General features: G+C 60.3%; 17 protein-coding genes and 2 pseudogenes. 2 read left to right on the top strand and 17 right to left on the bottom strand.

Annotated elements, in window-relative coordinates:
• Positions 1-27 precede the first annotated feature (27 nt).
• From BSK43_RS09425 to urtA, 9 genes and pseudogenes are all read right to left on the bottom strand, one after another.
• Positions 28-333, bottom strand: a complete 306-nt coding sequence (locus BSK43_RS09425; RefSeq protein ID WP_077469638.1) for an urease subunit beta — start codon at positions 331-333, stop codon at positions 28-30.
• 11 nt (positions 334-344) lie between these two features.
• A complete protein-coding gene (locus BSK43_RS09430; protein WP_077469637.1) occupies positions 345-599 on the bottom strand; it encodes a DUF1272 domain-containing protein in 255 nt (84 codons plus the stop codon).
• Between the two features lie 7 nt (positions 600-606).
• Positions 607-909, bottom strand: a complete 303-nt coding sequence (locus BSK43_RS09435) for an urease subunit gamma (protein ID WP_034476417.1) — start codon at positions 907-909, stop codon at positions 607-609.
• 140 nt (positions 910-1,049) lie between these two features.
• Positions 1,050-1,871 carry an urease accessory protein UreD gene (locus BSK43_RS09440; RefSeq protein WP_136686820.1) on the bottom strand — a complete coding sequence of 274 codons (822 nt, stop codon included), beginning with the start codon at positions 1,869-1,871 and terminating at the stop codon, positions 1,050-1,052.
• Positions 1,872-2,034: 163 nt separating this feature from the next.
• Positions 2,035-2,730 (bottom strand): urea ABC transporter ATP-binding subunit UrtE, encoded by a 696-nt coding sequence (gene urtE / locus BSK43_RS09445; protein ID WP_077469635.1) that lies wholly within the window; start codon positions 2,728-2,730, stop codon positions 2,035-2,037.
• Position 2,731: 1 nt separating this feature from the next.
• Complete coding sequence (gene urtD, locus BSK43_RS09450) at positions 2,732-3,487, bottom strand: urea ABC transporter ATP-binding protein UrtD (protein ID WP_077469634.1); 756 nt, start codon at positions 3,485-3,487, stop codon at positions 2,732-2,734.
• Positions 3,488-3,584: 97 nt separating this feature from the next.
• Positions 3,585-4,652, bottom strand: a pseudogene (gene urtC, locus BSK43_RS09455) (urea ABC transporter permease subunit UrtC); the annotation flags it as partial.
• Entirely contained in the window at positions 4,649-6,217 is a 1,569-nt protein-coding gene (gene urtB / locus BSK43_RS09460) for an urea ABC transporter permease subunit UrtB (protein ID WP_246662544.1), read from the bottom strand. The gene urtB and the pseudogene urtC, both read right to left, overlap by 4 nt.
• Before the next feature lie 129 nt (positions 6,218-6,346).
• On the bottom strand, positions 6,347-7,636 hold the full coding sequence (gene urtA / locus BSK43_RS09465; RefSeq protein ID WP_077469631.1) for an urea ABC transporter substrate-binding protein: 1,290 nt from the start codon (positions 7,634-7,636) through the stop codon (positions 6,347-6,349).
• Positions 7,637-7,866: 230 nt separating this feature from the next.
• On the opposite strand from urtA, the pseudogene BSK43_RS09470 reads away from it, so the two are divergent.
• Both BSK43_RS09470 and BSK43_RS09475 read left to right on the top strand, forming a co-directional pair.
• Positions 7,867-11,255: pseudogene (locus BSK43_RS09470) on the top strand (ATP-binding protein).
• Positions 11,248-12,171 carry a response regulator gene (locus BSK43_RS09475; protein ID WP_077469629.1) on the top strand — a complete coding sequence of 308 codons (924 nt, stop codon included), beginning with the start codon at positions 11,248-11,250 and terminating at the stop codon, positions 12,169-12,171. Before BSK43_RS09470 ends, BSK43_RS09475 begins: the two are co-directional and overlap by 8 nt.
• A 43-nt stretch (positions 12,172-12,214) precedes the next feature.
• Here BSK43_RS09475 and BSK43_RS09480 read toward each other — a convergent pair whose 3' ends face one another.
• The 8 genes from BSK43_RS09480 to BSK43_RS09515 form a co-directional block, all read right to left on the bottom strand.
• On the bottom strand, positions 12,215-13,186 hold the full coding sequence (locus BSK43_RS09480; RefSeq protein ID WP_077469628.1) for a D-glycerate dehydrogenase: 972 nt from the start codon (positions 13,184-13,186) through the stop codon (positions 12,215-12,217).
• A 150-nt stretch (positions 13,187-13,336) separates the two neighbouring features.
• Positions 13,337-14,458 carry a branched-chain amino acid ABC transporter substrate-binding protein gene (locus tag BSK43_RS09485; protein WP_077469627.1) on the bottom strand — a complete coding sequence of 374 codons (1,122 nt, stop codon included), beginning with the start codon at positions 14,456-14,458 and terminating at the stop codon, positions 13,337-13,339.
• A 184-nt stretch (positions 14,459-14,642) separates the two neighbouring features.
• Positions 14,643-14,996 (bottom strand): DUF6867 family protein, encoded by a 354-nt coding sequence (locus tag BSK43_RS09490; protein WP_068401507.1) that lies wholly within the window; start codon positions 14,994-14,996, stop codon positions 14,643-14,645.
• A gap of 24 nt (positions 14,997-15,020) precedes the next feature.
• Entirely contained in the window at positions 15,021-15,749 is a 729-nt protein-coding gene (locus BSK43_RS09495; protein ID WP_068401508.1) for an ABC transporter ATP-binding protein, read from the bottom strand.
• A complete protein-coding gene (locus BSK43_RS09500) occupies positions 15,749-16,621 on the bottom strand; it encodes an ABC transporter ATP-binding protein (protein WP_068401515.1) in 873 nt (290 codons plus the stop codon). The genes BSK43_RS09495 and BSK43_RS09500 overlap by 1 nt, the downstream gene beginning before the upstream one ends.
• Positions 16,621-18,045 (bottom strand): high-affinity branched-chain amino acid ABC transporter permease LivM, encoded by a 1,425-nt coding sequence (gene livM, locus BSK43_RS09505; protein ID WP_077469626.1) that lies wholly within the window; start codon positions 18,043-18,045, stop codon positions 16,621-16,623. The genes BSK43_RS09500 and livM overlap by 1 nt, the downstream gene beginning before the upstream one ends.
• A 4-nt stretch (positions 18,046-18,049) precedes the next feature.
• Complete coding sequence (locus BSK43_RS09510) at positions 18,050-18,952, bottom strand: branched-chain amino acid ABC transporter permease (RefSeq protein ID WP_068401518.1); 903 nt, start codon at positions 18,950-18,952, stop codon at positions 18,050-18,052.
• A 303-nt stretch (positions 18,953-19,255) separates the two neighbouring features.
• Positions 19,256-21,682, bottom strand: a complete 2,427-nt coding sequence (locus BSK43_RS09515) for an FAD-dependent oxidoreductase (RefSeq protein ID WP_077469625.1) — start codon at positions 21,680-21,682, stop codon at positions 19,256-19,258.
• Between the last annotated feature and the right edge of the window lie 98 nt (positions 21,683-21,780).

Below are 21,780 nucleotides of genomic sequence, written 5' to 3' on the forward strand. Positions count from 1 at the left end.
TCATTGACATAACTCCTCCTCCCGAGCCTAGAGCTTGCCCATGATCTGTTGGCGAAAGCCGTAGACTTCGCGCTTGCCGGATAGAGGGATGAGCGTCACCAGGCGAGTCTGGCCGGGCTCGAAACGCACGGCCGTGCCGGCTGGAATATCCAGCCGCATACCCTTCGCCTTGTCGCGATCGAAGGTCAGGCCGCCATTGGTCTCGGCAAAATGATAATGGCTGCCGACCTGCACCGGCCTGTCGCCGGTGTTGGAAACCTCCAGCGTCACGGTGGCGGCACCGACGTTCAGCTCGATATCGCCGCTTGCGGTAATGACTTCACCTGGGATCATGATCTTTTTCCTTATGCAGCCCGGACGGGCGCACAGCCCTCAGCTTTCAGAATACGCTTGGTCGAAGCGGGATATTTGGCGAGCAGCGCCGCCGGGCGAATGGGCCGCTGGACGAACTCACCACCGCAATTCGGGCAGATGCCGCCCAGTACGCTGCCGACGCAATCGGCGCAGAACGTGCACTCGAAGGTGCAGATCATCGCGTCCGGGCTTTCCGGCGGCAAGTTCCTGTCGCAGCATTCGCAATTGGGTCTGAGCTCCAGCATCGCAGCCTTACCGGATCGGTTCGTGGACGGTCACCAGCTTGGTTCCGTCCGGGAACGTCGCCTCCACCTGGACATCGTGAATCATCTCGGCAATGCCCTCCATCACCTGATCGCGGGTGATGACGTGAGCGCCTGCCTCCATCAGTTCGGCAACCGGGCGGCCATCGCGGGCACCTTCGACCACGAAATCACTAATCAGCGCGATGGCTTCGGGATGGTTGAGCTTGACACCGCGCTCCAGCCGCCGCCGCGCCACCATCGCCGCCATGGAAATCAGCAGCTTGTCTTTTTCTCTTGGAGTGAGGTTCATCGCCTACCTACGTGATTGCTGTTTTCAGAGCATGATGCCGAAACGTGTGAGCAGTTTACGGACGACATCATGCTCTACTTCTTTGATTTTGGAGCCGGATGATTTCAGGTCAAGCAGGCCTGAAATCATCGCTCCGGGGACTACAGGTTCCAGACTTTCGGCACAGGCGCACCATTGCGCAAGGCGGAAATGATCGGGATCAGGATTTTTCTGAGTGCAAAGCCATCGGCGGCGGCAAGCCGCACCACGAGCTTGTCGCTCCAGTGACTGACGCCTCCCATATGGGTTTCGACGAGCGGCCGGACCTCACGCAAATAAGTCTCCGCGAGCGACCCGGCATAAAGCAGTGTCGCGAAGGCTACCTGACCGCCCAATATGGCGCTCCTTGCCGTCAAAGCCGCGATATCACCATCGAGCCGCAGCTCCTCGGCATGGATCAGCCGCCCGTTGCGACGGATGCGCCAGCGATCACGGAACAATCCTTGCGCCATTGCCTCACCCATGGCTTTGCGCCCGAGCAGGATAGCCTCGACGGCGAGAAATTCGGCTGAAGCGTCGAGTTCGACATTGAGTTTGCGCGACAGCGAGGCGCGGTCAAACAGAATGGTTTCCTGCGGCAACCAATCTACGCGCGCGCCGGCGCCGACTTTGATGGAGGTCTGCACCGTGGCGGTATCGGCCGAGGCCTTGTAGATCTTCTCGCAGGCTTGCGTGGTCACATCAATGCGGGTGCCTGGCGCGGCAACGATGCTCCAGTCCATCTGGTCGCCGCCGGTAAGGCCGCCAGCCGTGTTGATGATGACCGCTTCCATGGAACTGTCGAAGGTTTCAGGCAGCCGGATCTTCGCCGCCCCTTCCTGAAAGAGCTCGGCAAGGCGCGTGGCGCCGCCAAGCGACTTGGCCGCCAGATGACCGCGACCCCGCGCCCTCTGCGGTCTCGTGCTCGCCGCTGCCATCGCCATTCCGTCTCTCCACTTACCACATCATGCCAATGTCGGATCATTGAGACCCGGCAAGGAATAAACGCAGGCAATTTCTGTGCCTTATGCAATAGCTCGTGGGAGCGGCCTGCCATGGGCGTGAGCCGCTTCATTTTTCGTCAAACGCCGAAAAGAAAGGCACTCCTCAGACCGTCAGATGTCGACGAGCCTCCGGCGTATCCAGCGTCTCGGCCAACCCCTCATGCACGATCTCGCCGCGATCCATGATGTAGACGTAATCGGCAAGCTCACGGCAGAAATCGAGATATTGCTCGACCAGTAGGATCGCCATGCCGGTGGAGTCTCTGAGATAACGGATTGCCCGGCCGATATCCTTGATGATCGAGGGCTGGATGCCCTCGGTCGGCTCGTCCAGCACCAGGATCTTCGGCCGCGTCACCATCGCCCGCCCGATTGCCAGCTGCTGTTGCTGGCCGCCCGACAGATCGCCGCCGCGTCGCGACAGCATGGATTTCAGCACCGGAAACAGGCTGTAGATATCATCGGGGATCGTCCGGTCGCGGCGCGAGAGCGGTGCATAACCACTTTCCAGATTCTCCTTCACCGTGAGCAAAGGAAAGATCTCACGGCCCTGCGGCACATAGCCGATACCCTGCTTGGCGCGGGCAAATGGTGCCATGCCATTTAGTGTCACGCCGTTGAAGGCGACTGTTCCCGCCGACAGCGCATGCTGGCCGGTGACGGCACGCAGAAGCGAACTCTTGCCGACGCCGTTGCGTCCGAGCACGCAGGTAATCTTGCCCATCTCGGCCTTGATGGAGATGCCGCGCAGCGCCTGTGCGGCACCATAATGCAGATTTGCGTTTTCGACTGTCAGCATCTCATCGCCCCAGATAATTCTCGATCACCTTCGGATCGCTGCTGACGAAATCGATCGACCCCTCCGCCAGCACCGAGCCTTCGGCCAGGCATGTCACCTTGACGCCGAGGTCGCGAATGAAGCCCATATCGTGTTCCACCACGACAACGGAACGCGTCTTGGCGATCTCCTTCAGCAACAGAGCCGTCTCCACCGTCTCCGCATCCGTCATGCCGGCAACGGGTTCGTCCACCAGCAGCAGCTTTGGCTCCTGCGCTAGCAGCATGCCGATCTCCAGCCACTGCTTCTGGCCGTGGGAAAGATTGGCCGCCAGCTCGTCGCGACGATGCGACAGGCGCACCGTTTCGAGGATTTCATCGATGCGGTCACGATCATCAGGTGTCAGCCGATAGAACAGCGTTGCGAAGACGCCGCGATTGCGGTTGAGCGCCAACTCGAGATTATCCCAGACGGTATGGCTCTCGAAGACGGTCGGCTTCTGGAATTTCCGGCCGATGCCCAGCTGGGCGATATCGGCCTCATCCCTCTTGGTGAGGTCGATCTGGCCATTGAAGAACACCTCGCCCTCGTCGGGCCGGGTCTTGCCGGTGATGATATCCATCATCGTCGTCTTGCCGGCTCCATTCGGGCCGATGATGGCGCGAAGCTCGCCCGGCTCGATGACCATGGACAGTGAATTCAAGGCCTTGAAGCCGTCGAAGGAGACCGAGACATTGTTGAGATAGAGCATGCTGTTGGGCTTGATATCCGGGATCATGGTCTCACTCCGCCGCTTGTACGGGCTTGCTGGCTTCATCTTCCGCGGCCTTGGGCTGCGGGCTGGCCGGCTTGGGTTTCCTGGCTATATAAGGACCGATCGTTCCGACGATGCCCTTGGGCAGGAACAGCGTCACCGCGACGAACAGGCCGCCAAGCGCAAACAGCCAGAAGCTGGGAAACAAGCCGGTGAAAACAGTCTTGCCGCCATTGACGAGGATGGCGCCGATGATCGGGCCGATCAGCGTTGCCCGGCCACCGACCGCCGTCCAGATCACCACTTCGATCGAGTTGGCCGGGGCGAATTCGCCGGGGTTGATGATGCCGATCTGCGGCACGTAGAGCGCGCCGGCAATACCCGCCATCATCGCCGACACCACGAAGACGAACAGCTTCACATGCTCGACGCGATAGCCAAGGAAGCGCGTGCGGCTTTCCGCGTCGCGCACTCCCACAAGCACCTTGCCGAATTTCGACCGCACGATGGCTGAGGACAGCATCAGCGCCAGCGCCAGGATCAGCGCAGTGATGGCAAAGAGCACGGCGCGCGTACCATCGGCCTGGATGTTGAAGCCGAGGATATCCTTGAAGTCTGTCAGGCCGTTGTTGCCGCCAAAGCCCATATCGTTGCGGAAGAAGGCAAGCAGCAGCGCATAGGTCATCGCCTGCGTTATGATCGACAGGTAGACACCATTGACACGTGAGCGGAAGGCGAACCAGCCGAAGATAAAGGCAAGCAGGCCAGGTGCGACGAGCACCATCAGCATCGCAAACCAGAAATTATCGAAGCCGTACCAGAACCAGGGCAAATCCTTCCAGTTCAGGAACACCATGAAATCGGGCAATATCGGATTGCCGTAGGTGCCGCGCGAACCGATCTGCCGCATCAGATACATGCCCATCGCATAGCCGCCGAGCGCAAAAAAGGCGCCGTGGCCGAGCGAGAGAATGCCACAATAGCCCCAGACCAGATCAAGCGCCAATGCGAGCAATGCATAGGTCAGGTACTTGCCGAACAGCGACATCAGATAGGTCGGCACATGCAGCGCGCTGGTTTCCGGCAGAGTCAGGTTCGACAGCGGCACGAGAAAGGCGGCGGCGAGCAATATCGCGATGGCGATGCTGATGCGGCGGTCAAGCGAGCGCAAGATGAAGGCGGTGATCATGCTTCCACCGCCCTTCCCTTGAGCGCGAAGAGACCGCGCGGACGTTTCTGAATGAAGAGGATGATGAGAACGAGCACTAGGATCTTGCCGAGCACCGCCCCCGCATAGGGCTCAAGGAACTTGTTGAGAATGCCGAGCGAGAAGGCGCCGACCAGCGTGCCCCAGAGATTGCCGACACCACCGAAGACCACGACCATGAAGCTGTCGATGATGTAGCTCTGGCCGAGGTTCGGCGAGACGTTGTCGATCTGCGAGAGCGCGACACCAGCCATGCCGGCGATGCCCGATCCGAGCGCAAAGGTGAAGGCATCGACCCAGGGCGTGCGGATGCCCATCGAGGAAGCCATGCGCCGGTTCTGCGTCACCGCTCGCATCTGCAGGCCGAAGGCGGAGCGCTTCAGCAGCAACAACAGCGTAACGAACACGCCGAGTGCGAAGACGATGATCCAGAGGCGGTTCCAGGTGATGGAGAGGTAGCCGAGATCGAAGGAGCCGGACATCCACGAGGGATTGCCGACTTCCTGGTTGGTCGGCCCGAAGATCGAGCGCACCGCCTGCTGCAGGATCAGCGAGATACCCCAGGTGGCAAGCAGCGTCTCCAGCGGCCTACCGTAGAGAAAGCGAATGACGCCGCGCTCGATGACGAGGCCGACCGCACCGGTGACGATGAAGGCGACAGGCAAGGCGATCGCCAAGGACCAGTCGAAAAGCTCGGGATAGGAACTGCGGATGACGCTCTGGACCATGAAGGTGGAATAGGCGCCGAGCATTACCATCTCGCCATGCGCCATGTTGATGATGCCCATGACGCCGAAGGTGATGGCAAGGCCGATGGCGGCTAGAAGCAGCACCGAGCCAAGCGACAGGCCGTACCAGACATTCTGCACCGCATCCCAGAACTTCAACTGGTCCTGAATGCCGGCAATGGCGGCGGCGACATCCGGCTTGAGACTATCGTCAACGGAGACAGAAGAGAGAATACCGATGGCATCGCGACCGCCCTCGACCTTGATCGTCTCGATCGCCGCCTTCTTGTCTTCCAAGGGGCGGTCGGAGCCGAGCACGGCAACAGCTCGAGCCCGTTCGAGGACAGTGCGAATTTCTCCGTCTTTCTCGTTCTGCAGCACCGTCTCGACGGCCTCCAGCGAATCCGCGCTCGGCGATTTCAGCACCGATTGCGCTGCCTCGAGCCGGACGCCGCGATCCGGGCTCATCAGCGTCAAACTGCCGAGAGCCGTACGAACGGCGCGGCGCAAACTGTTGTTGATCTTGATCTTGCCGAGATTGTCCTGGGCTTCCTGCCCGGCCGCCTGCCCCGTCAGTGGGTCAACCAGGGCCATCGCATCGCCCGAGGACTTGGCGATGAAGACCTGGTTGTCGGACTTGCGGACATAAAGATCGCCATCGGCGAAGGCCTGCAGTGCCGGCACGACCTTGGGGTCGCCGGCCTTGGCAAGGCTCTGGACGATCGCAGCGGCCTGCTGGAAATTGGCCTGGCCGAGCGAGTTGACGAGGCCGTGAGCATCTTCCTGGGCGCGCAGGCCCGTGGTCGTCAGCGCTAACATGAGACAGAAGCCGGCGACGAGCGCCATGGTTATGCGGTAAGTGAATTTGTCGAACATTGGGCTTGTCCCCTCAAGCTGCCGCGGGCAGAAAAGCCTGCCCGCGGCGGTCTTGCATTCAATCGGCTGATATCAGGAACCCTTGCCGCCGCACTTGCCGGTGGTGACGTTGAAGTTGCCGCAGTTCATCGGCATGCGCCAATCCGAGATCAGGTCCTTGCTGTCGGGCAGGTAATCCGACCATTCCTTGCCGACCACGGCAGGGGTCTGCGAGACGACGTCGAACTGACCGTTCTCCTGCACTTCGCCGATCAGGACCGGCTTGGTGATGTAGTGGTTCGGCATCATGGTGGCATAGCCGCCGGTTAGGTTCGGAACGGAAACGCCGACGAGTGCGTCGATGACCTTGTCCGGATCGGTCGTCCCGGCTTTTTCGACGGCTTTCACCCACATGTTGAAGCCGATATAGGCGGCTTCCATCGGATCGTTGGTCACGCGCTTGTCGTTCTTCGTGTAGGCGTGCCATTCCTTGATGAAGGCGGCATTGGCTGGTGTGTCGACGGACTGGAAGTAGTTCCAGGCGGCGAGATGTCCCACAAGCGGCTTGGTGTCGACGCCGGCCAGTTCTTCTTCGCCGACCGAGAAAGCCACGACCGGAATGTCTTCCGCCTTGACGCCCTGGTTACCGAGTTCCTTGTAGAAGGGAACGTTGGCGTCGCCGTTGATGGTGGAGACGACGGCCGTCTTCTTGCCAGCGGCGCCGAAGGCCTTGATCTTGGAGACTTCCGTCTGCCAGTCGGAGAAACCGAATGGCGTGTAGTTGATGATGATGTCTTCGTCCTTGACACCCTTCGACTTCAGATAGGCTTCGAGGATCTTGTTGGTCGTGCGCGGATAGACATAGTCGGTGCCTTCGAGCACCCAGCGCTGCACGCCTTCGTTCTTCATCAGATAGTCAACGGCGGGGATAGCCTGCTGGTTCGGAGCAGCACCCGTGTAGAAGACGTTGCGCTCGGACTCTTCACCTTCGAACTGCACCGGATAGAACAGGATCGAGTTCAGTTCCTTGAACACAGGCAGAACCGACTTGCGCGACACCGAGGTCCAGCAGCCGAATACGGCCGAAACCTTGTCCTTCTGGATCAGCTCGCGGGCCTTTTCGGCAAAGAGCGGCCAGTCGGACGCGGGGTCGACGACGACAGGCTCGAGCTTCTTGCCGAGAACGCCGCCCTTTTTGTTCTGCTCGTCGATGAGCATCAGCATGGCATCCTTGAGCGTCGTTTCCGAAATCGCCATGGTGCCGGAAAGCGAATGAAGCACGCCGACCTTGATGGTGTCGTCGGCAGCAAACGCGCCGTGGAATGCGGTCGTGGACATGATGGCGCCAAGCAGCGCGCTGGAGACGAGAGTCTTGAATTTCATCCGTAGTTCCCCTCTTTTTATCTGCTGCAACGGCCGGTAAACGAAGATTAACCGTTGCCTGCAGCGACTATCCGGCAGCCCTTGGGGAAACCACATACGTAATATGACGTAGACGCCGGGGCGAAATGTGCAGCTTTGGGCACCCTCATGCCCTTAAGCACCGTATCGATCCATGTTACGACATTGCCGGACTGCCGGAATGGCTATGGCAGGACGGTTGAAGGGTAAGCATGGCCGCGCGGCAACGCATCATTCCTGTGAGACGCGAGTATAATCGCTGGGTCGCGAACCAGACGCTGGAAGACTACGCCCTGCGTTTTACCGCCAAGAGCGCGCGGCAATTCTCCTCGCAACGCATCTCGCAAACCGCGATCGGCGCCATTTCCTTCCTGGCGCTGGAAGCGATCGGCGGCACGATCACGCTTTCCTACGGCACCACCAATGCCTTCTATGCGATCATCGTCGCCAGTGTCGTCATGCTGGCGATCGGGCTGCCGATCAGCCGTTATGCCATCCGCCACGGCGTCGATATCGATCTCCTGACGCGCGGCGCGAGCTTCGGCTATATCGGCTCGACCATTACTTCGCTGATCTATGCCAGCTTCACTTTCATGCTGTTCGCGATCGAGGCATCGATCATGTCGGGCGCGCTAGAGCTGACGCTCGGCATACCCGTCTGGATCGGCTATATCATCAGCGCCGTCATGGTCATTCCGCTGGTCACCCACGGCGTGCGCCTCATCAGCCGGTTTCAGCTGTTGACGCAGCCCTTCTGGATCGTTCTCAACATCCTGCCCTTCGTCTTCATCGCCTTTTCCGACTGGGGCAAATTCGATCTCTGGCGGGCCTTCGCCGGCATCCATCACGCATCGAGTGCGCCGGGCAGCGCCGCCCCCTTCGATCTCGTCGAATTCGGCGCGGCTTCCGCCGTCATCCTGGCGCTGATGTCGCAGATCGGCGAACAGGCCGATTTCCTGCGCTTCCTGCCGCCGGATGGCCATCGCAAATGGCGCCATCGCCTGGCGATCTTTCTGGCAGGACCGGGTTGGGTCGTCATCGGCGCGCCGAAGCTGCTCGCCGGCTCCTTCCTCGTCGTCCTGACGCTGACCTCCGGCGTGCCGGCCGGTCACGCCGCCGATCCCGCCCAGATGTATCTGACCGCCTTCGGCTACATGATCCCCTGGCACAATGCAGCGCTGCTCCTGATGGCTGCCTTCGTGATGATCTCGCAGCTGAAGATCAACGTCATGAATGCCTATGCCGGATCGCTTGCCTGGTCGAACTTCTTTTCGCGGCTGACGCACAGCCATCCCGGCCGCGTCATCTGGCTCGTCTTCAACGTCGCCATCGCTCTGCTGCTGATGGAGCTTGGCATCTACCGGCTGCTGGAAGAGACGCTCGGCATCTTCTCGATCATCGCCATGGCCTGGCTCTGCACGATTTCAGCCGATCTCTTCATCAACAAGCCGCTGGGGCTCGCACCTCCCGGCATCGAATTCAAACGCGCCCATCTGTACGACATCAATCCTGTCGGCCTCGGCGCCATGGCGCTATCGGCGACAATCTCGCTGATCGCCCATTTCGGCGCCTTCGGTGCGGTTGCCGCCTCGCTTGCGCCCTACATCACCCTGATCGTCGCGCTGATCGCCTCGCCTGCTCTCGCTTGGGCCACCAAGGGCAAATACTATCTTGCCCGCAAGCCGCGCCAGAGCTGGAAGAACCTCACCACCATCACCTGCTCGATCTGCGAACACCCCTTCGAGCCGGAGGACATGGCGTGGTGCCCGGCCTATGCCGCGCCGATCTGCTCGCTCTGTTGCTCGCTCGACAGCCGCTGCCACGACATGTGCAAGCCGAAGGCCCGGCTCAATACGCAGGTCGGCACGGTCGCCAAGGCCTTGCTGCCCGAGACCATCGTCGCAAAGCTCGCCACGCGGCTCGGTCGGTATGGCATCGCCGTCGCCATCTCGTTGACGGCCGTCGGCGCCATCCTCGCAATGATCGCCCATCAGGTCGGTGCCGCGTCGCCTGAAACGGCAGCCGTGGTCAACCGCACCATCTTCATCGTCTTTGCCGTCTTTGCCGTCATCGCCGGCGTCGTCTGCTGGTTCTATGTGCTAGCCCATGACAGCCGCGTCGTCGCCGAAGAGGAATCCTCACGCCAGAACACGCTTCTCTTGAAGGAAATCTCCGCGCACAAGAAGACGGACGCCGCCTTGCAGAGTGCCAAAGAAGTGGCCGAAGCGGCAAACCGCGCCAAGAGCCGCTATGTCGTCGGCCTCAGCCATGAATTGCGCACGCCGCTCAATGCTGTGCTCGGCTACGCGCAGATCCTAGAGCGCGACGAGACCATTCCTGCGCCACGCCAATCCTCTTTGAAGGTCATTCGCCGCAGCGCCGAACATCTGTCCGGCCTGATCGACGGGCTGCTGGATATATCGAAGATCGAGGCCGGCCGCCTGCAGGTCTATTCCAACGAAATCAACATCCACGACTTCCTCGACCAGATCGTCGACATGTTCGATCCGCAGGCGCAGGCGAAGGGACTGGCCTTCATCCACGAACGCGCCGCCGCCCTGCCAGACTATGTCCGCACCGACGAGAAACGGCTGCGGCAGATCCTCGTCAACCTGCTGTCCAACGCCATCAAGTTCACCGATGCCGGCAGCGTCCGCTTCGAGATCGGCTATCGCAATCAGGTGGCGACCTTCACCGTTTCGGACACCGGACGCGGCATTGCCGAAAAGGATCTCACCCGCATCTACGAGCCCTTCCAGCGCGGCGAGGCCGATAGCATCAGACCCATGCCCGGCCTCGGCCTCGGCCTGACCATCACGCGACTGCTCACCAACACGCTCGGCGGCGAAATCTCCGTCGCGAGCGAAAAGGACAAGGGCTCGACCTTCAGGTGCGCTGATGCTGTCCGGCCGTGCTTCGCCCGATGAAGCCGCCGCCGCAGGAGCAGCGCGTCGTCGGCTACGAAGGGCCGCGCCGCACCGTCGTCGTCGTCGACGACAATGAGGATCATCGCGAGTTGATGCGCGAAGTGCTGTCGCCACTCGATTTCATCGTGCTGACGGCTGCCGGTGGCCCCGATTGCCTGACCTTGATTGAGGGCATCAAGCCGGATCTCTTTCTGGTCGATATCTCCATGCCTGGCATGAACGGCTGGCAGCTCGTGTCGCGGCTGAGAGAAAGCGGCCAGAAGGCGCCGATCCTGATGCTGTCGGCCAATATCGGCGATGCCGCCGCCGCGACCGACAGCGACGACAGCCACAACGACGCCATCTCCAAGCCGATCGACATCCGCCAGCTTCGCGACAAGCTTGCACTCCATCTCGGCCTGAAATGGACCTATGCCGACGCTTCCGCACCGGTAGCACCGAAACCGCCGCCACCGCTGAAGAGCCCGGGGATAGAGCATGTACGCGAATTGATGCGGCTCGGAGAGATCGGCTATATCAGGGGCATAGAGGCCAAGCTTGCCGATCTCGCCAAGCTGGATGAAAATCAGCCCTTCACCGACGCTATGCGCGCTCATGTCCAGGCCTTCGATCTCGGCGGCTTCCTGAATGCACTGCACGCCTTCGACACTGAAAAGGTAGACCAGATTGGCTGAGACCACCCTGCCCCGCGATATAGTCTTGCTGGTGGACGATTCGCCGGAAGCGCTCGGCTTCCTGACTGATGCGCTCGAACAATCCGGCTTCTCAGTACTGATCGCCACCTCGGGATCGGCGGCGCTGAATATTGTCGAACGCATCACGCCGGACCTCATCCTGCTCGATGCCGTCATGCCGTCGATGGATGGTTTCGAGACCTGCCGCCGGCTGAAGGCCAATGCCGGGATCGCCCAGATCCCCGTCGTCTTCATGACGGGCCTGACCGAGACCGAGCATGTCGTGCATGCGCTGGAATCGGGTGGCGTCGACTACCTCACCAAGCCGATCAACATCGACGAGCTGCGCGCCCGTATCCGCGTTCACCTGCGCAATGCCCGCTCCGCCCAGAGTGCACGCGTGGCGCTCGATGCCGCCGGCCGCCATCTTCTCGCGGTCAAGGGCAATGGCGCGATCCACTGGTCGACGCCGCAGGCAACGCGCCTCATCAACGCAGCTACCGGCAGCGACGATGGCCTCGATCTTGCCTCGAAGCACATTGCGGCCTTCATGCTCGAGCGCGAGCGGCTGGGTCCGGCGCGCGACAATATCGTCTCCATCAGCAATGGCAGTCAGGCCGCCCTGCAATTTACCTTCCTTGGTGCCATCGGCGCCGACGAATACCTGTTTCGCCTGACGGCCACCAACCAACGTGCCGACGACGAAATCCTGCGTCAGCATTTCTCGCTGACGCAGCGCGAATCCGAGGTGCTGCTATGGATCGCCAAGGGCAAGTCCAACCGCGATATCGGCGAAATCCTCGGCCTGTCCGCCCGCACGGTGAACAAGCATCTCGAGCAGATCTATGTGAAGCTCGGCGTCGAAAACCGCGCATCCGCCGCGGTCAAGGCGGCCCATGCGTTGCATGAAGTCTAAGCCGTCAACCACTTGCTGCTAAGCCGCTGAAGGACGACCGAATTCAGACCACCCGGTCCGGCGGCTCGCGTCCCGCGAAGAAGGCGGTAATATTGTCCACCACCTTCATACCCATGGCCGTACGCGTCTCTTCCGTCGCGCTGCCGAGATGCGGCAGAAGCACGACATTATCAAGCGCCCGCAGCCGCTCCGGCACATGCGGCTCCGCCTCGTAGACGTCAAGGCCGGCGCCGCGGATCGTACCCTGCTCCAGCGCCGATATCAGCGCCGTCTCATCCACGACATCGCCGCGCGCCGTGTTGATCAGGAAGGCGCCCTGCTTCATTTTGGAAAGACGGGCGGCATTCATTAGATGCCGGTTTTCCGCGCCGCCGGGGCAATGCAGGGAGACGAAATCGGAAACCTCAAGCACCTCCTCCACGGTCTGCAGCTGCATGGCGCCATAGCGCGCGGCTTCCATCGGATCAATGGCGGAGCGATTGTAGAAGACGACATCCATGCCGAAGCCGAAGTGGCAGCGCTGGGCGAACGCCCTGCCGATGCGGCCAAAGCCGATGATGCCGACGGTCTTGCCGGTGACCTTGGTGCCCACCAGATGCGTCGGCCGCCATCCGGTCCACGAGCCGGCGCGCAACTCCCGCTCGCCTTCGCCGCCGCGCCGCGCGACGGACAGCAAGAGCAGCATGGCGATATCGGCGGTGCAATCGGTGAGTACGCCCGGCGTGTTGGTGACGACGATGCCTTTCGCCTTGGCCGAGGCGACGTCGATGTGGTTGAAACCGACACCGAAATTGCCGAGGATCTTCGTCCTGATCGTATCGCCATCGAAAAGCGATGCCGGAAGCTTGTCGGAGACAGTCGGCAGGACCGCATCGTAGGTCAGCAGCGCTTCGCGTAGCTTTGCCAAATCAAGCGCGGCATCGTCCTGGTTCAGCGTGACATCGAAACGCTCGGAAAGCGCCGCCTCGACAGCATCGGGCCAGCGACGGGTTACGAGAATACGGGGTCTGCTCATGCTGCTCATCCTCCTGCCGAATACCGGGCAGATTTAAAGCAGGTCTGCCGCGAAGGAAATGACGATCCGCGGCCAGCACATATGAAAAAGCCCGGCCAATGGCCGGGCTTCCTGTATCACATGGTCGCCGACAAATCGGCAACGCGACGATTACTTGCTGATTTCGGCGTAGTTGTACTTGCCGTCGGAACCCTTGGACCACTTGTACATGACATAGTCCGGACGGGTGATGTCGCCCTTTGCATCGAAGCCGAGATCGCCAATGGCGGTCTTGAACGGGCCCTTTGCCTTCAGCGCATCGGCAACTGCCATCGGATCATTGGAGCCGGCAGCCTTGGCAGCAGCGGCAATGACCTGCAGAGCAGAGTACGAATACAGCGTGTAGCCTTCCGGCTCATAACCGGCTGCACGGAACTTGGCGACCAGATCGGCAGAAGCCGGGTTCTTGCGCGGATCCGGAGAGAAGGTCATCAGCGTGCCGTCGACTGCGTCGCCAGCGATCGAAGCAAGTTCGTTCGAGACGATACCGTCGCCAGACATGAAGTGTGCCTTGACGCCCTGGTCGGCCATCTGACGCATGATCAGGCCGGCTTCGGTATGCAGACCGCCGTAATAGACGAAGTCGACGCCAGCCTGCTTCATCTTCGCGATGAGGGCCGAGTAGTCCTTGTCGCCGGGGGTGATGCCTTCATAGAGAACTTCCGTCACGCCAGCGGCGTTGAGGTTCTTCTTGGTTTCGTCGGCAAGGCCCTGGCCATAAGGAGTCTTGTCGTGAACGACGGCAACCTTGGCGCCCTTGAAGTTATCGGCGATGTACTTGCCGGCAACTGCACCCTGCTGGTCGTCACGACCGCAGGTACGGAAGGTGTTCCAGAGGCCGCGCTCGGTAAACTGCGGATTGGTGGAAGCCGGGGTAACCTGCAGGATGCCGTTTTCGGCGTAGACTTCCGAAGCCGGGATGGAAACGCCCGAGTTGAAGTGACCGACAACAAACTTGACGCCGTCGGCGACGAATTTGTTGGCGACGGAAACGCCCTGCTTGGCGTCAGAGACGTCGTCGCCGAGTTCGATCTTGATCTTTTCCCCGTTGATGCCGCCGGCTGCGTTGATATCGGCGGCAGCCTGTTCGGCACCCTTCTGAAGCTGGGCACCAAATGTAGCATTCGCGCCCGTCAAGGGACCACCAACGCCGATAATGATGTCGGCCTTCGCAACGCCAGCGAATGCGATCATCGCCGACAAAGCCACTGCCGACAGAAGATACTTCTTCATATTGTTACTCCCAATTTTTAAGCGGGTTCCTTTTGATTTACCCTGCGCGATACCCACCAATCATCACGCCGGTAACGCTTGTATTCCGAAGCTTGGAGGCATGATCATGTCATAGGCTTTTTGTTTTTATAAGACAGGATGATGCCACTTCTGAATGCAGACTGTGCCTAGTTTAAGCAGACTGTCAATTCTTCTTCTTCCACGAAAAGGCCGAGGTCTTTTCATAGAGCCAGTAATAATTATTCACCATCTGATCGGTACGTCGATACCGATATGCCGCCGTCGCGAAAACGAGCAGAAGAACGACGTCGATAATGTAGATCGTCAAGTCGAACACCGGCCCGTTGAACAGCGCATGGTGCAGGAATTGCAGACCAAGGCCGATCAGGAAGCTATAGATGACAACCAGCGGATAGGAGTCCCAATTGGATGCCACGGCGCGCCCTGCTCGCCAAGCGGTCCAGAATCCGAGGATGACGATGATCGCGCGGATGACCAGACGGCCGCCGGTATCGCTGTCGAAGAGAAGTCCCTGCATGTCAAATTCTCCGCGGAACGGGGCTCAATGATGCCCGCCTTCAAGATAGGCGGCGCGCACTTCCGGATTGGCAAGCAATTCCCTGCCCGAGCCGCTCATCGTCACCCGGCCGTTGACCATCACATAGGCGCGGTCGGAAAGCTTCAGCGCCGCAAAGGCATTCTGCTCGACCAGGAACACCGTCAGTCCCTGGGTCTTGTTCAAGACCTTGATCGCCTCGAAGATGCCCTTGATGATCAGCGGCGCAAGACCCAATGACGGCTCATCCAGCAACAGCAGCTTCGGACGCGCCATCAGCGCACGGCCGATCGACAGCATCTGTTGCTCGCCGCCCGAAAGCGTGCCGCCGCGCTGCGACTGGCGCTCCTTCAGGCGCGGGAACAGCGTGAAGATCTTCTCGACGTCCTCGTTGAAATATTTGAGCTTGTCGAGGCTCGCGCCCATCTGCAGGTTTTCATAGACGGTCATGCGCGGAAAGATGCGACGGCCTTCGGGTGACTGGGCGATGCGAAGCCGGGCAATCTCGTGCGTCGGCATGCGCGTAATATCGCGTCCGTCGAATGTGACGGTGCCGCTGCGCGCCTGCGGCGTGCCGCAAATCGTCATCATCAGCGTCGACTTGCCGGCACCGTTCGCACCGATCAGGCTGACGATCTCGCCGCTGTTGACTTCGATATCGACACCGGCAAGCGCGCGGATATTGCCGTAATAGGTCTCAACACCCGCGACTTTCAGAAGTGGTTCGCCCGCCATCAATGTTCACCCTCTTGGAGGTGTTCGACTTCGGCAATCACCTCTTCCACTTCTTCATCCTCGACACCCAGATAGGCCGCGATCACCTTCGGATCGTTCTTCACCTCATCGGGCGTACCATCGGAGATCTTCTGCCCATATTCGAGCACGATGACATGGTCGGAGATTTCCATGACCACCGACATGTCATGCTCGATCAGCAGGATCGACGTACCGGTATCCTTGCGGATGCTGCGCAGAAACTCGTTGAGAACAAGAGATTCGCGTGGGTTGAGACCGGCAGCCGGCTCGTCCAGGCAGAGCAGCTCCGGGCCTGTGCACATGGCGCGGGCGATTTCCAGACGGCGCTGGGCACCATAGGAAAGATCGCCGGCCGGATCGTCGGCCCGGTCGATAAGGTCGGCCTTTTCGAGCCAGAAGCGCGCCAGTTCGATGGCATTCTTGGCCTCAGAGCGATAACGACCAATGCCGAGCAGCCCGAGGATCGTATAGCCGGACGCGCGCATCAGCTTGTTGTGCTGCGCGACCAGCAGGTTCTCGAGCACGGTGAGGCCCGAAAACAGGCGGATGTTCTGGAAGGTACGCGCAACCTTGGCTTCGCGGGTGATCCGGAAGTCGGGAAGGCGCTCCAGGAGATAATCCTTGCCGCTGTTCTGGTTGAGCGTGATCATGCCCATCGTCGGCTTGTAGAAGCCGGTGATGCAGTTGAACACGGTCGTCTTGCCTGCGCCATTCGGTCCGATCAACGCGGTGATATCGCCACGCTTCGCCGAAAAGGAGAGATCGTTGATCGCCATCAGGCCGCCGAACCGCATCGACAGGTGATCGACCTTCAGCAAGGTGTCGCTGGGGGGTGTGGTCACAGCGTTCATCAGCCGTGGCCCTCCTTGGTAAAGCTGCCGGAGACGGTTTTTCGCTCCTTGAGGAAGGCGGTCGGCTCACGCGTGCCAACGAAACCGCGCGGCTTGATGATCATCACGACCACCATGGCGAGCCCGAAGATCAGCATGCGATAGAGTTCCGGCGTGAAATCCGGCCCGAAGCCGGGGATGATCGTCGTATTGCCGAAGACCAGACCGGTTTTCAGGAAATCCATGTCGCGCAGCAATTCGGTGCCGCCGACCATGGCGATCGCGGCAATGGCGATGCCCTTCAGCGATCCCATGCCGCCGAGAACGACGATGGCAAGAATGACCGCCGACTCCAGGAAGACGAAGGATTCCGGTGATACGAAGCCCTGACGGGCTGCGAAGAAGGAGCCGGCAAAGCCGCCGAACATCGCGCCAGTGGCGAAAGCCGTCAACTTCGTCGTCACCGTATTGATGCCGAGCGAGCGGCAGGCGATCTCGTCTTCACGCAACGCCTCCCAGGCGCGTCCGATCGGCATGCGGCGCAGCCGGATCGTCACATAGGCCGTCAGCATGCAGAGCGCCAGGATGACGTAGAAAAGGAAGATCTTGTACCAGGCCGACGAGATCGGCAGGCCGAAGCTCCGGACGAAATTGTGCGGATCCTTCATATCGAACGTATAGATGCCGAACAGCGATGCCTTGGTGATGTTGGAAATCCCGAAGCTGCCCTTCGTCACGTCAGTCCAGTTTGTCAGGACGATACGGATGATTTCACCGAAGGCCAACGTCACGATCGCCAGATAGTCTCCGCGCAGACGCAGCACCGGGAAGCCGAGGACCATGCCCCAAACACCGGCAAAAATACCCGACAGCGGCAGCAGGATCCAGAACGACAGACCGAAATGCGACGACAGCAGCGCGTAGGAATAGGCGCCGACGGCATAGAAGGCGACATAGCCGAGGTCGAGCAGCCCCGCCAGACCGACGACGATATTCAGTCCCCAGGCAAGCATCACATAGATGAGAATCTGGATACCGAAGTTGTCAACGTATGTCAGCGATCCCTGCGGGCCGAAAAGCGCCAGCGCCAGCATCGGATAGATGAGCAGGAAAACCAGTGCCATCACGTTGAAATTCTTGCCGACAAAGCCCCGCTCGGCCACAACCGGCGCGGATTTCGCCTTCTCGGCCTTTCTCGCGTCCAGAATGGGCTGGAGGAAGACCGTCATCGCGAAGCGTCCGACCGCTGCGATGGCGACGATGGAGGCCAGAAGACCCCAGCGTTGAACGATGATCAGCTTGTTGTCGATGTTCTGATCGGTCTTCAATCCGATATAGAGAACGAACATGCCAAAGGCGATAAGCGCGGTCCAGAAGGCGTCCGTAATCCCCTTCTGGACAAGACCGGGAGCGGCCTTGCCTGCAACGACGTTTGAATCTGCCATGGCGTTATACCTTTTCGACTTCCGGCCGCCCGAGAATGCCGGTTGGCTTGAAGATCAGAACGAAAGCAAGGATGCCGAAAGTCGCGACGTCCTTATACGCGATGGGGAAATTGCCTGACCAGAACGACTCGATGAAGCCGATCATCAAGCCGCCAAGGACCGCGCCCGGCAGCGAACCGATGCCGCCGAGAACGGCTGCGGTGAACGCCTTCACGCCCGGCGTGAAGCCATCCGTGAAGTTGGCGACGCCATAATACATCAGATACATCGTGCCGGCGACGGCAGCGAGTGCGGCGCCCATGATGAAAGTGACGGAAATGGTGCGGTCGACATTGATGCCGAGGAGCGCCGCCATCTTGCGATCCTGCTCGGTCGCGCGCTGGGCGCGGCCAAGCGCCGTCTTGTTGACCAGATACCAGAAGGCGGCCAGCAGAACGACGGTGATGATGAAGATGATGATCTGCTTCAGCGACAGCGAGACGGCGCCGAAGTTGTAGACATCACCCACGAGCGTCGGGATCGGCTTGTTGCGCGGGCCCTGAGCGACCTGAATGAAGTTCGACAGCACGATCGACATGCCGATTGCAGTGATCAGCGGCGCCAGCCGGAATGATCCGCGCAGCGGCCGATAGGCAATGCGTTCGATCACCCAGTTCCAGAGGCTCGTCATCAGCATCGCGACGATGAGCATCACCAGAAGCAATACCGCCACCGGCAAGCCGGCGAAGAGCGAGACGAGAACCAGATAGGTGATGAGAGCGGCGAAGCCGCCGAGCATGAAGACATCACCATGAGCAAAATTGATCATGCCGACGATGCCGTAAACCATGGTGTAGCCAATGGCGATCAGGCCATAGATAGACCCGAGAGTCAGCCCGTTTAGGAGCTGCTGGATAAAATAATCCATATGTCATTTCCCCTGGATGTGGCGTCAATCGACCACATCTCTTATTACTTTAGGGTCTCCTTCAAGAGGGCCCGTGGGCGAGATTCCATACCGCTTTCGAAAGAAATGTGAAGCCAAAAAGGCAAGAAATTGACAAATTCTTTTCAAATCGCCGTGCGCTGACCTAAATCCGGCCAAAAATGACAGAAAAACGGCATCCACTGGCTCAAAAATAGCCAAAATAATTGAGCAGGATTTTGCACTGAAGAGTTTTTCTCAGTGGCAGGCCCTCTCCGGGGCCTGCCAGCTCCTCTCGAACGGCACTCAGGCGCGCATGCGCGCGCCATCTGCGTCGAACAGCGGGTCGACCTGCGGCCTTGCCGGCAGGATCTCGCCGAGCAGTTCTATCGACCAGCCCTGTGCCTCATCGGCGATTTCCTTCGGCACGTAGCCGACGGCAACCGAAAGCCCGGAGGCATGGGCATAACCGCCCGATGTCACCCAGCCGCAGACCGCGCCGTTGTGATAGATCGGCTCATCGCCGATGACATCGGCATCCTTCGCCGCCAGAATGAAGGTGCGCAGCCGCAGCGCGCCGCCTTCCGCCTTCTCCTTGGCCGCCGCTGCCTTGCCGATGAAATCGGCAGGCTTGGACAACGCCACGAATCGGCCAAGCCCGGCCTCCAGCGGCCCGTAGAGCGGCCGGTACTCACGAGACCAGCTGCCATAGGATTTATCGAGCCGCAGCGCATTCAGCGCCCGGAGGCCGAAGAGCCTTATGCCGAACTCCGCACCCTCTTCCATCAGCAGGTCGAAGATGTAGCGCTGATGTTCGGGCTTCATCCAGATTTCATATCCCAGGTCGCCGGTATAGGAGACGCGTCCGACGATCGCCGACGCCATGCCGAGATCTATGCGCCGGATGGACATGAAGGGGAAAGCCTCGGTCGAAAGATCCTGATGTGTCAGCTTCTGCATCAGCTTGCGGGCATTGGGACCGGCGATCGACAGGCCGAGAAGCGAAAGGCCCAGCGCCTGAAGCTCGACCGAGCCATCCTTGGGCAGCAGGCTTTCGAACCAGCGCATATGATAGGCTTCCGCGATGCCGGAGCCGATGAGCAGGAAATCACCCTCGCCGAGCTTCGCCAGCGTGAAATCGCCGATGAGCTTGCCATCATGCTTCAGCATCGGCGCCAGCGTCATGCGGCCGATGGCGGGAATGCGGCAGGTCAGCAGATTGTCGAGGAAAGCTTCCGCGCCCGGTCCCTTGACCGAGTATTTGGCAAAGCCCGAGGTCTCCATCAAGCCCAAGCTGTCACGCACTGCCTTCGCCTCGGCACCGACGACATCGAAGTCATTGGAGCGGCGCCAGGAGAATTGATCCTCTTCGCCTTTCGGAGCGAACCACAGCGCCTGCTCAAGACCGTAGTAGGCGCCGAAAACGCCGCCGGCCTCCTTGAGCTTGTCGTAGATCGGCGTCGTCAGCAGCGGACGGGCGGCCGGCAATTCCTCGTTCGGATAGCGGATCGAGAAGCGCCGCGCATAGTTTTCGCGCACCTTGGCATTGGTATAGGCAAGGGTCGCATAGTCGCCATAGCGCGAGACGTCCATGGCGAAGACGTCGAAGCCCGGATCGCCGTAGATCATCCAATTGGCGAGCGCCAATCCGACGCCGCCGCCCTGGCTGAACCCGGCCATGACCGCGCAGGCCGACCAATAATTCCTCAAGCCGCGCACCGGGCCGACGAGCGGGTTACCGTCAGGCGAGAAGGTGAAGGGCCCGTTGATGATCTTCTTGATGCCGGCATTGTTGAAGGCCGGGAAATGGCGGAAGCCGACTTCCAGCTCGGGCGTGATGCGCTCGATGTCTTCGGCCAGCAGCTCATGGCCGAAATCCCACGGCGTCGTCACCGGCGACCAGGGGCGACATGCCTTTTCATAGGTGCCCATCAGCATGCCTTGCCGCTCCTGGCGCAGGTAGATCTCGCCATCGAAGTCGACGCAGTGCATCAGCTCCTTGCCCGTCGTCTTGTTAAAGTCGATGACCTCGGGCATGTCCTCGGTGATCAGATACATGTGCTCCATGGCAAGCACAGGCAGCTCGAGCCCGACCATGCGGCCGACTTCACGCGCCCAGAGGCCGGCGGCGTTGACGACATGCTCGGCAATGATCTCGCCCTGATTGGTGATGACGCGCCAGGAACCGTCCTCGCGCTGCACCAGTTCCTCTACCTTTGTATGCAGATAGATATCGGCGCCGTTCTTCTTCGCCGAGCGGGCATAGGCATGCGTGGTGCCGTAGGGATCGAGATGGCCTTCGACGGGGTCGTAGAGAGCGCCGACGAACTGATCAGGGTCGAGAAGCGGCATCATCTCATGCGCTTCCTTCGGCGTCAGCAGCGTCGCTTCAAGACCATTGTAGCGGCCCTTGGCGAGGATCGACTTCAGCCAGTCGAAGCGCTGAGGCGTTGCCGCCAGCATCAGGCCGGAGGTCAAATGCAAGCCGATGTCCTGGCCGGAATACTCCTCGATCTCCTTATAGAGCTCGACCGTGTATTTTTGCAGCTTGGCAACGTTCGGATCGCCGTTGATCGTATGCATGCCACCGGCGGCGTGCCAGGTCGATCCGGATGTCAGTTCGGAGCGCTCCAGCAGCACCACATCTTTCCAGCCGAATTTCGTCAGGTGATAGAGCACCGAACATCCGACGACACCGCCACCGATGACGACGACCTTGGCATGGCTTTTCATCTAGGAATCCCCTGTTTTCGGTACGAAGCCGCCGAGTGTCTTCCCGCGCGACCGACCGCATTTGAGACCGAACCTAGAGACTATCCGGGTGACCAAAT

It is taken from the genome of Rhizobium sp. P44RR-XXIV (assembly GCF_001999485.2).
Lineage (GTDB): Bacteria > Pseudomonadota > Alphaproteobacteria > Rhizobiales > Rhizobiaceae > Rhizobium.

Excerpts from the sequence above, each read along its gene's own strand:
- BSK43_RS09425 (WP_077469638.1), bottom strand. The coding sequence starts at position 333 with ATGATCCCAGGTGAAGTCATTACCGCAAGCGGCGATATCGAGCTGAAC.
- BSK43_RS09430 (WP_077469637.1), bottom strand. The coding sequence starts at position 599 with ATGCTGGAGCTCAGACCCAATTGCGAATGCTGCGACAGGAACTTGCCG.
- BSK43_RS09435 (WP_034476417.1), bottom strand. The coding sequence starts at position 909 with ATGAACCTCACTCCAAGAGAAAAAGACAAGCTGCTGATTTCCATGGCG.
- BSK43_RS09440 (WP_136686820.1), bottom strand. The coding sequence starts at position 1,871 with ATGGCGATGGCAGCGGCGAGCACGAGACCGCAGAGGGCGCGGGGTCGC.
- urtE (WP_077469635.1), bottom strand. The coding sequence starts at position 2,730 with ATGCTGACAGTCGAAAACGCAAATCTGCATTATGGTGCCGCACAGGCG.
- urtD (WP_077469634.1), bottom strand. The coding sequence starts at position 3,487 with ATGATCCCGGATATCAAGCCCAACAGCATGCTCTATCTCAACAATGTC.
- urtB (WP_246662544.1), bottom strand. The coding sequence starts at position 6,217 with ATGTTAGCGCTGACGACCACGGGCCTGCGCGCCCAGGAAGATGCTCAC.
- urtA (WP_077469631.1), bottom strand. The coding sequence starts at position 7,636 with ATGAAATTCAAGACTCTCGTCTCCAGCGCGCTGCTTGGCGCCATCATG.
- BSK43_RS09480 (WP_077469628.1), bottom strand. The coding sequence starts at position 13,186 with ATGAGCAGACCCCGTATTCTCGTAACCCGTCGCTGGCCCGATGCTGTC.
- BSK43_RS09485 (WP_077469627.1), bottom strand. The coding sequence starts at position 14,458 with ATGAAGAAGTATCTTCTGTCGGCAGTGGCTTTGTCGGCGATGATCGCA.
- BSK43_RS09490 (WP_068401507.1), bottom strand. The coding sequence starts at position 14,996 with ATGCAGGGACTTCTCTTCGACAGCGATACCGGCGGCCGTCTGGTCATC.
- BSK43_RS09495 (WP_068401508.1), bottom strand. The coding sequence starts at position 15,749 with ATGGCGGGCGAACCACTTCTGAAAGTCGCGGGTGTTGAGACCTATTAC.
- BSK43_RS09500 (WP_068401515.1), bottom strand. The coding sequence starts at position 16,621 with ATGAACGCTGTGACCACACCCCCCAGCGACACCTTGCTGAAGGTCGAT.
- livM (WP_077469626.1), bottom strand. The coding sequence starts at position 18,045 with ATGGCAGATTCAAACGTCGTTGCAGGCAAGGCCGCTCCCGGTCTTGTC.
- BSK43_RS09510 (WP_068401518.1), bottom strand. The coding sequence starts at position 18,952 with ATGGATTATTTTATCCAGCAGCTCCTAAACGGGCTGACTCTCGGGTCT.
- BSK43_RS09515 (WP_077469625.1), bottom strand. The coding sequence starts at position 21,682 with ATGAAAAGCCATGCCAAGGTCGTCGTCATCGGTGGCGGTGTCGTCGGA.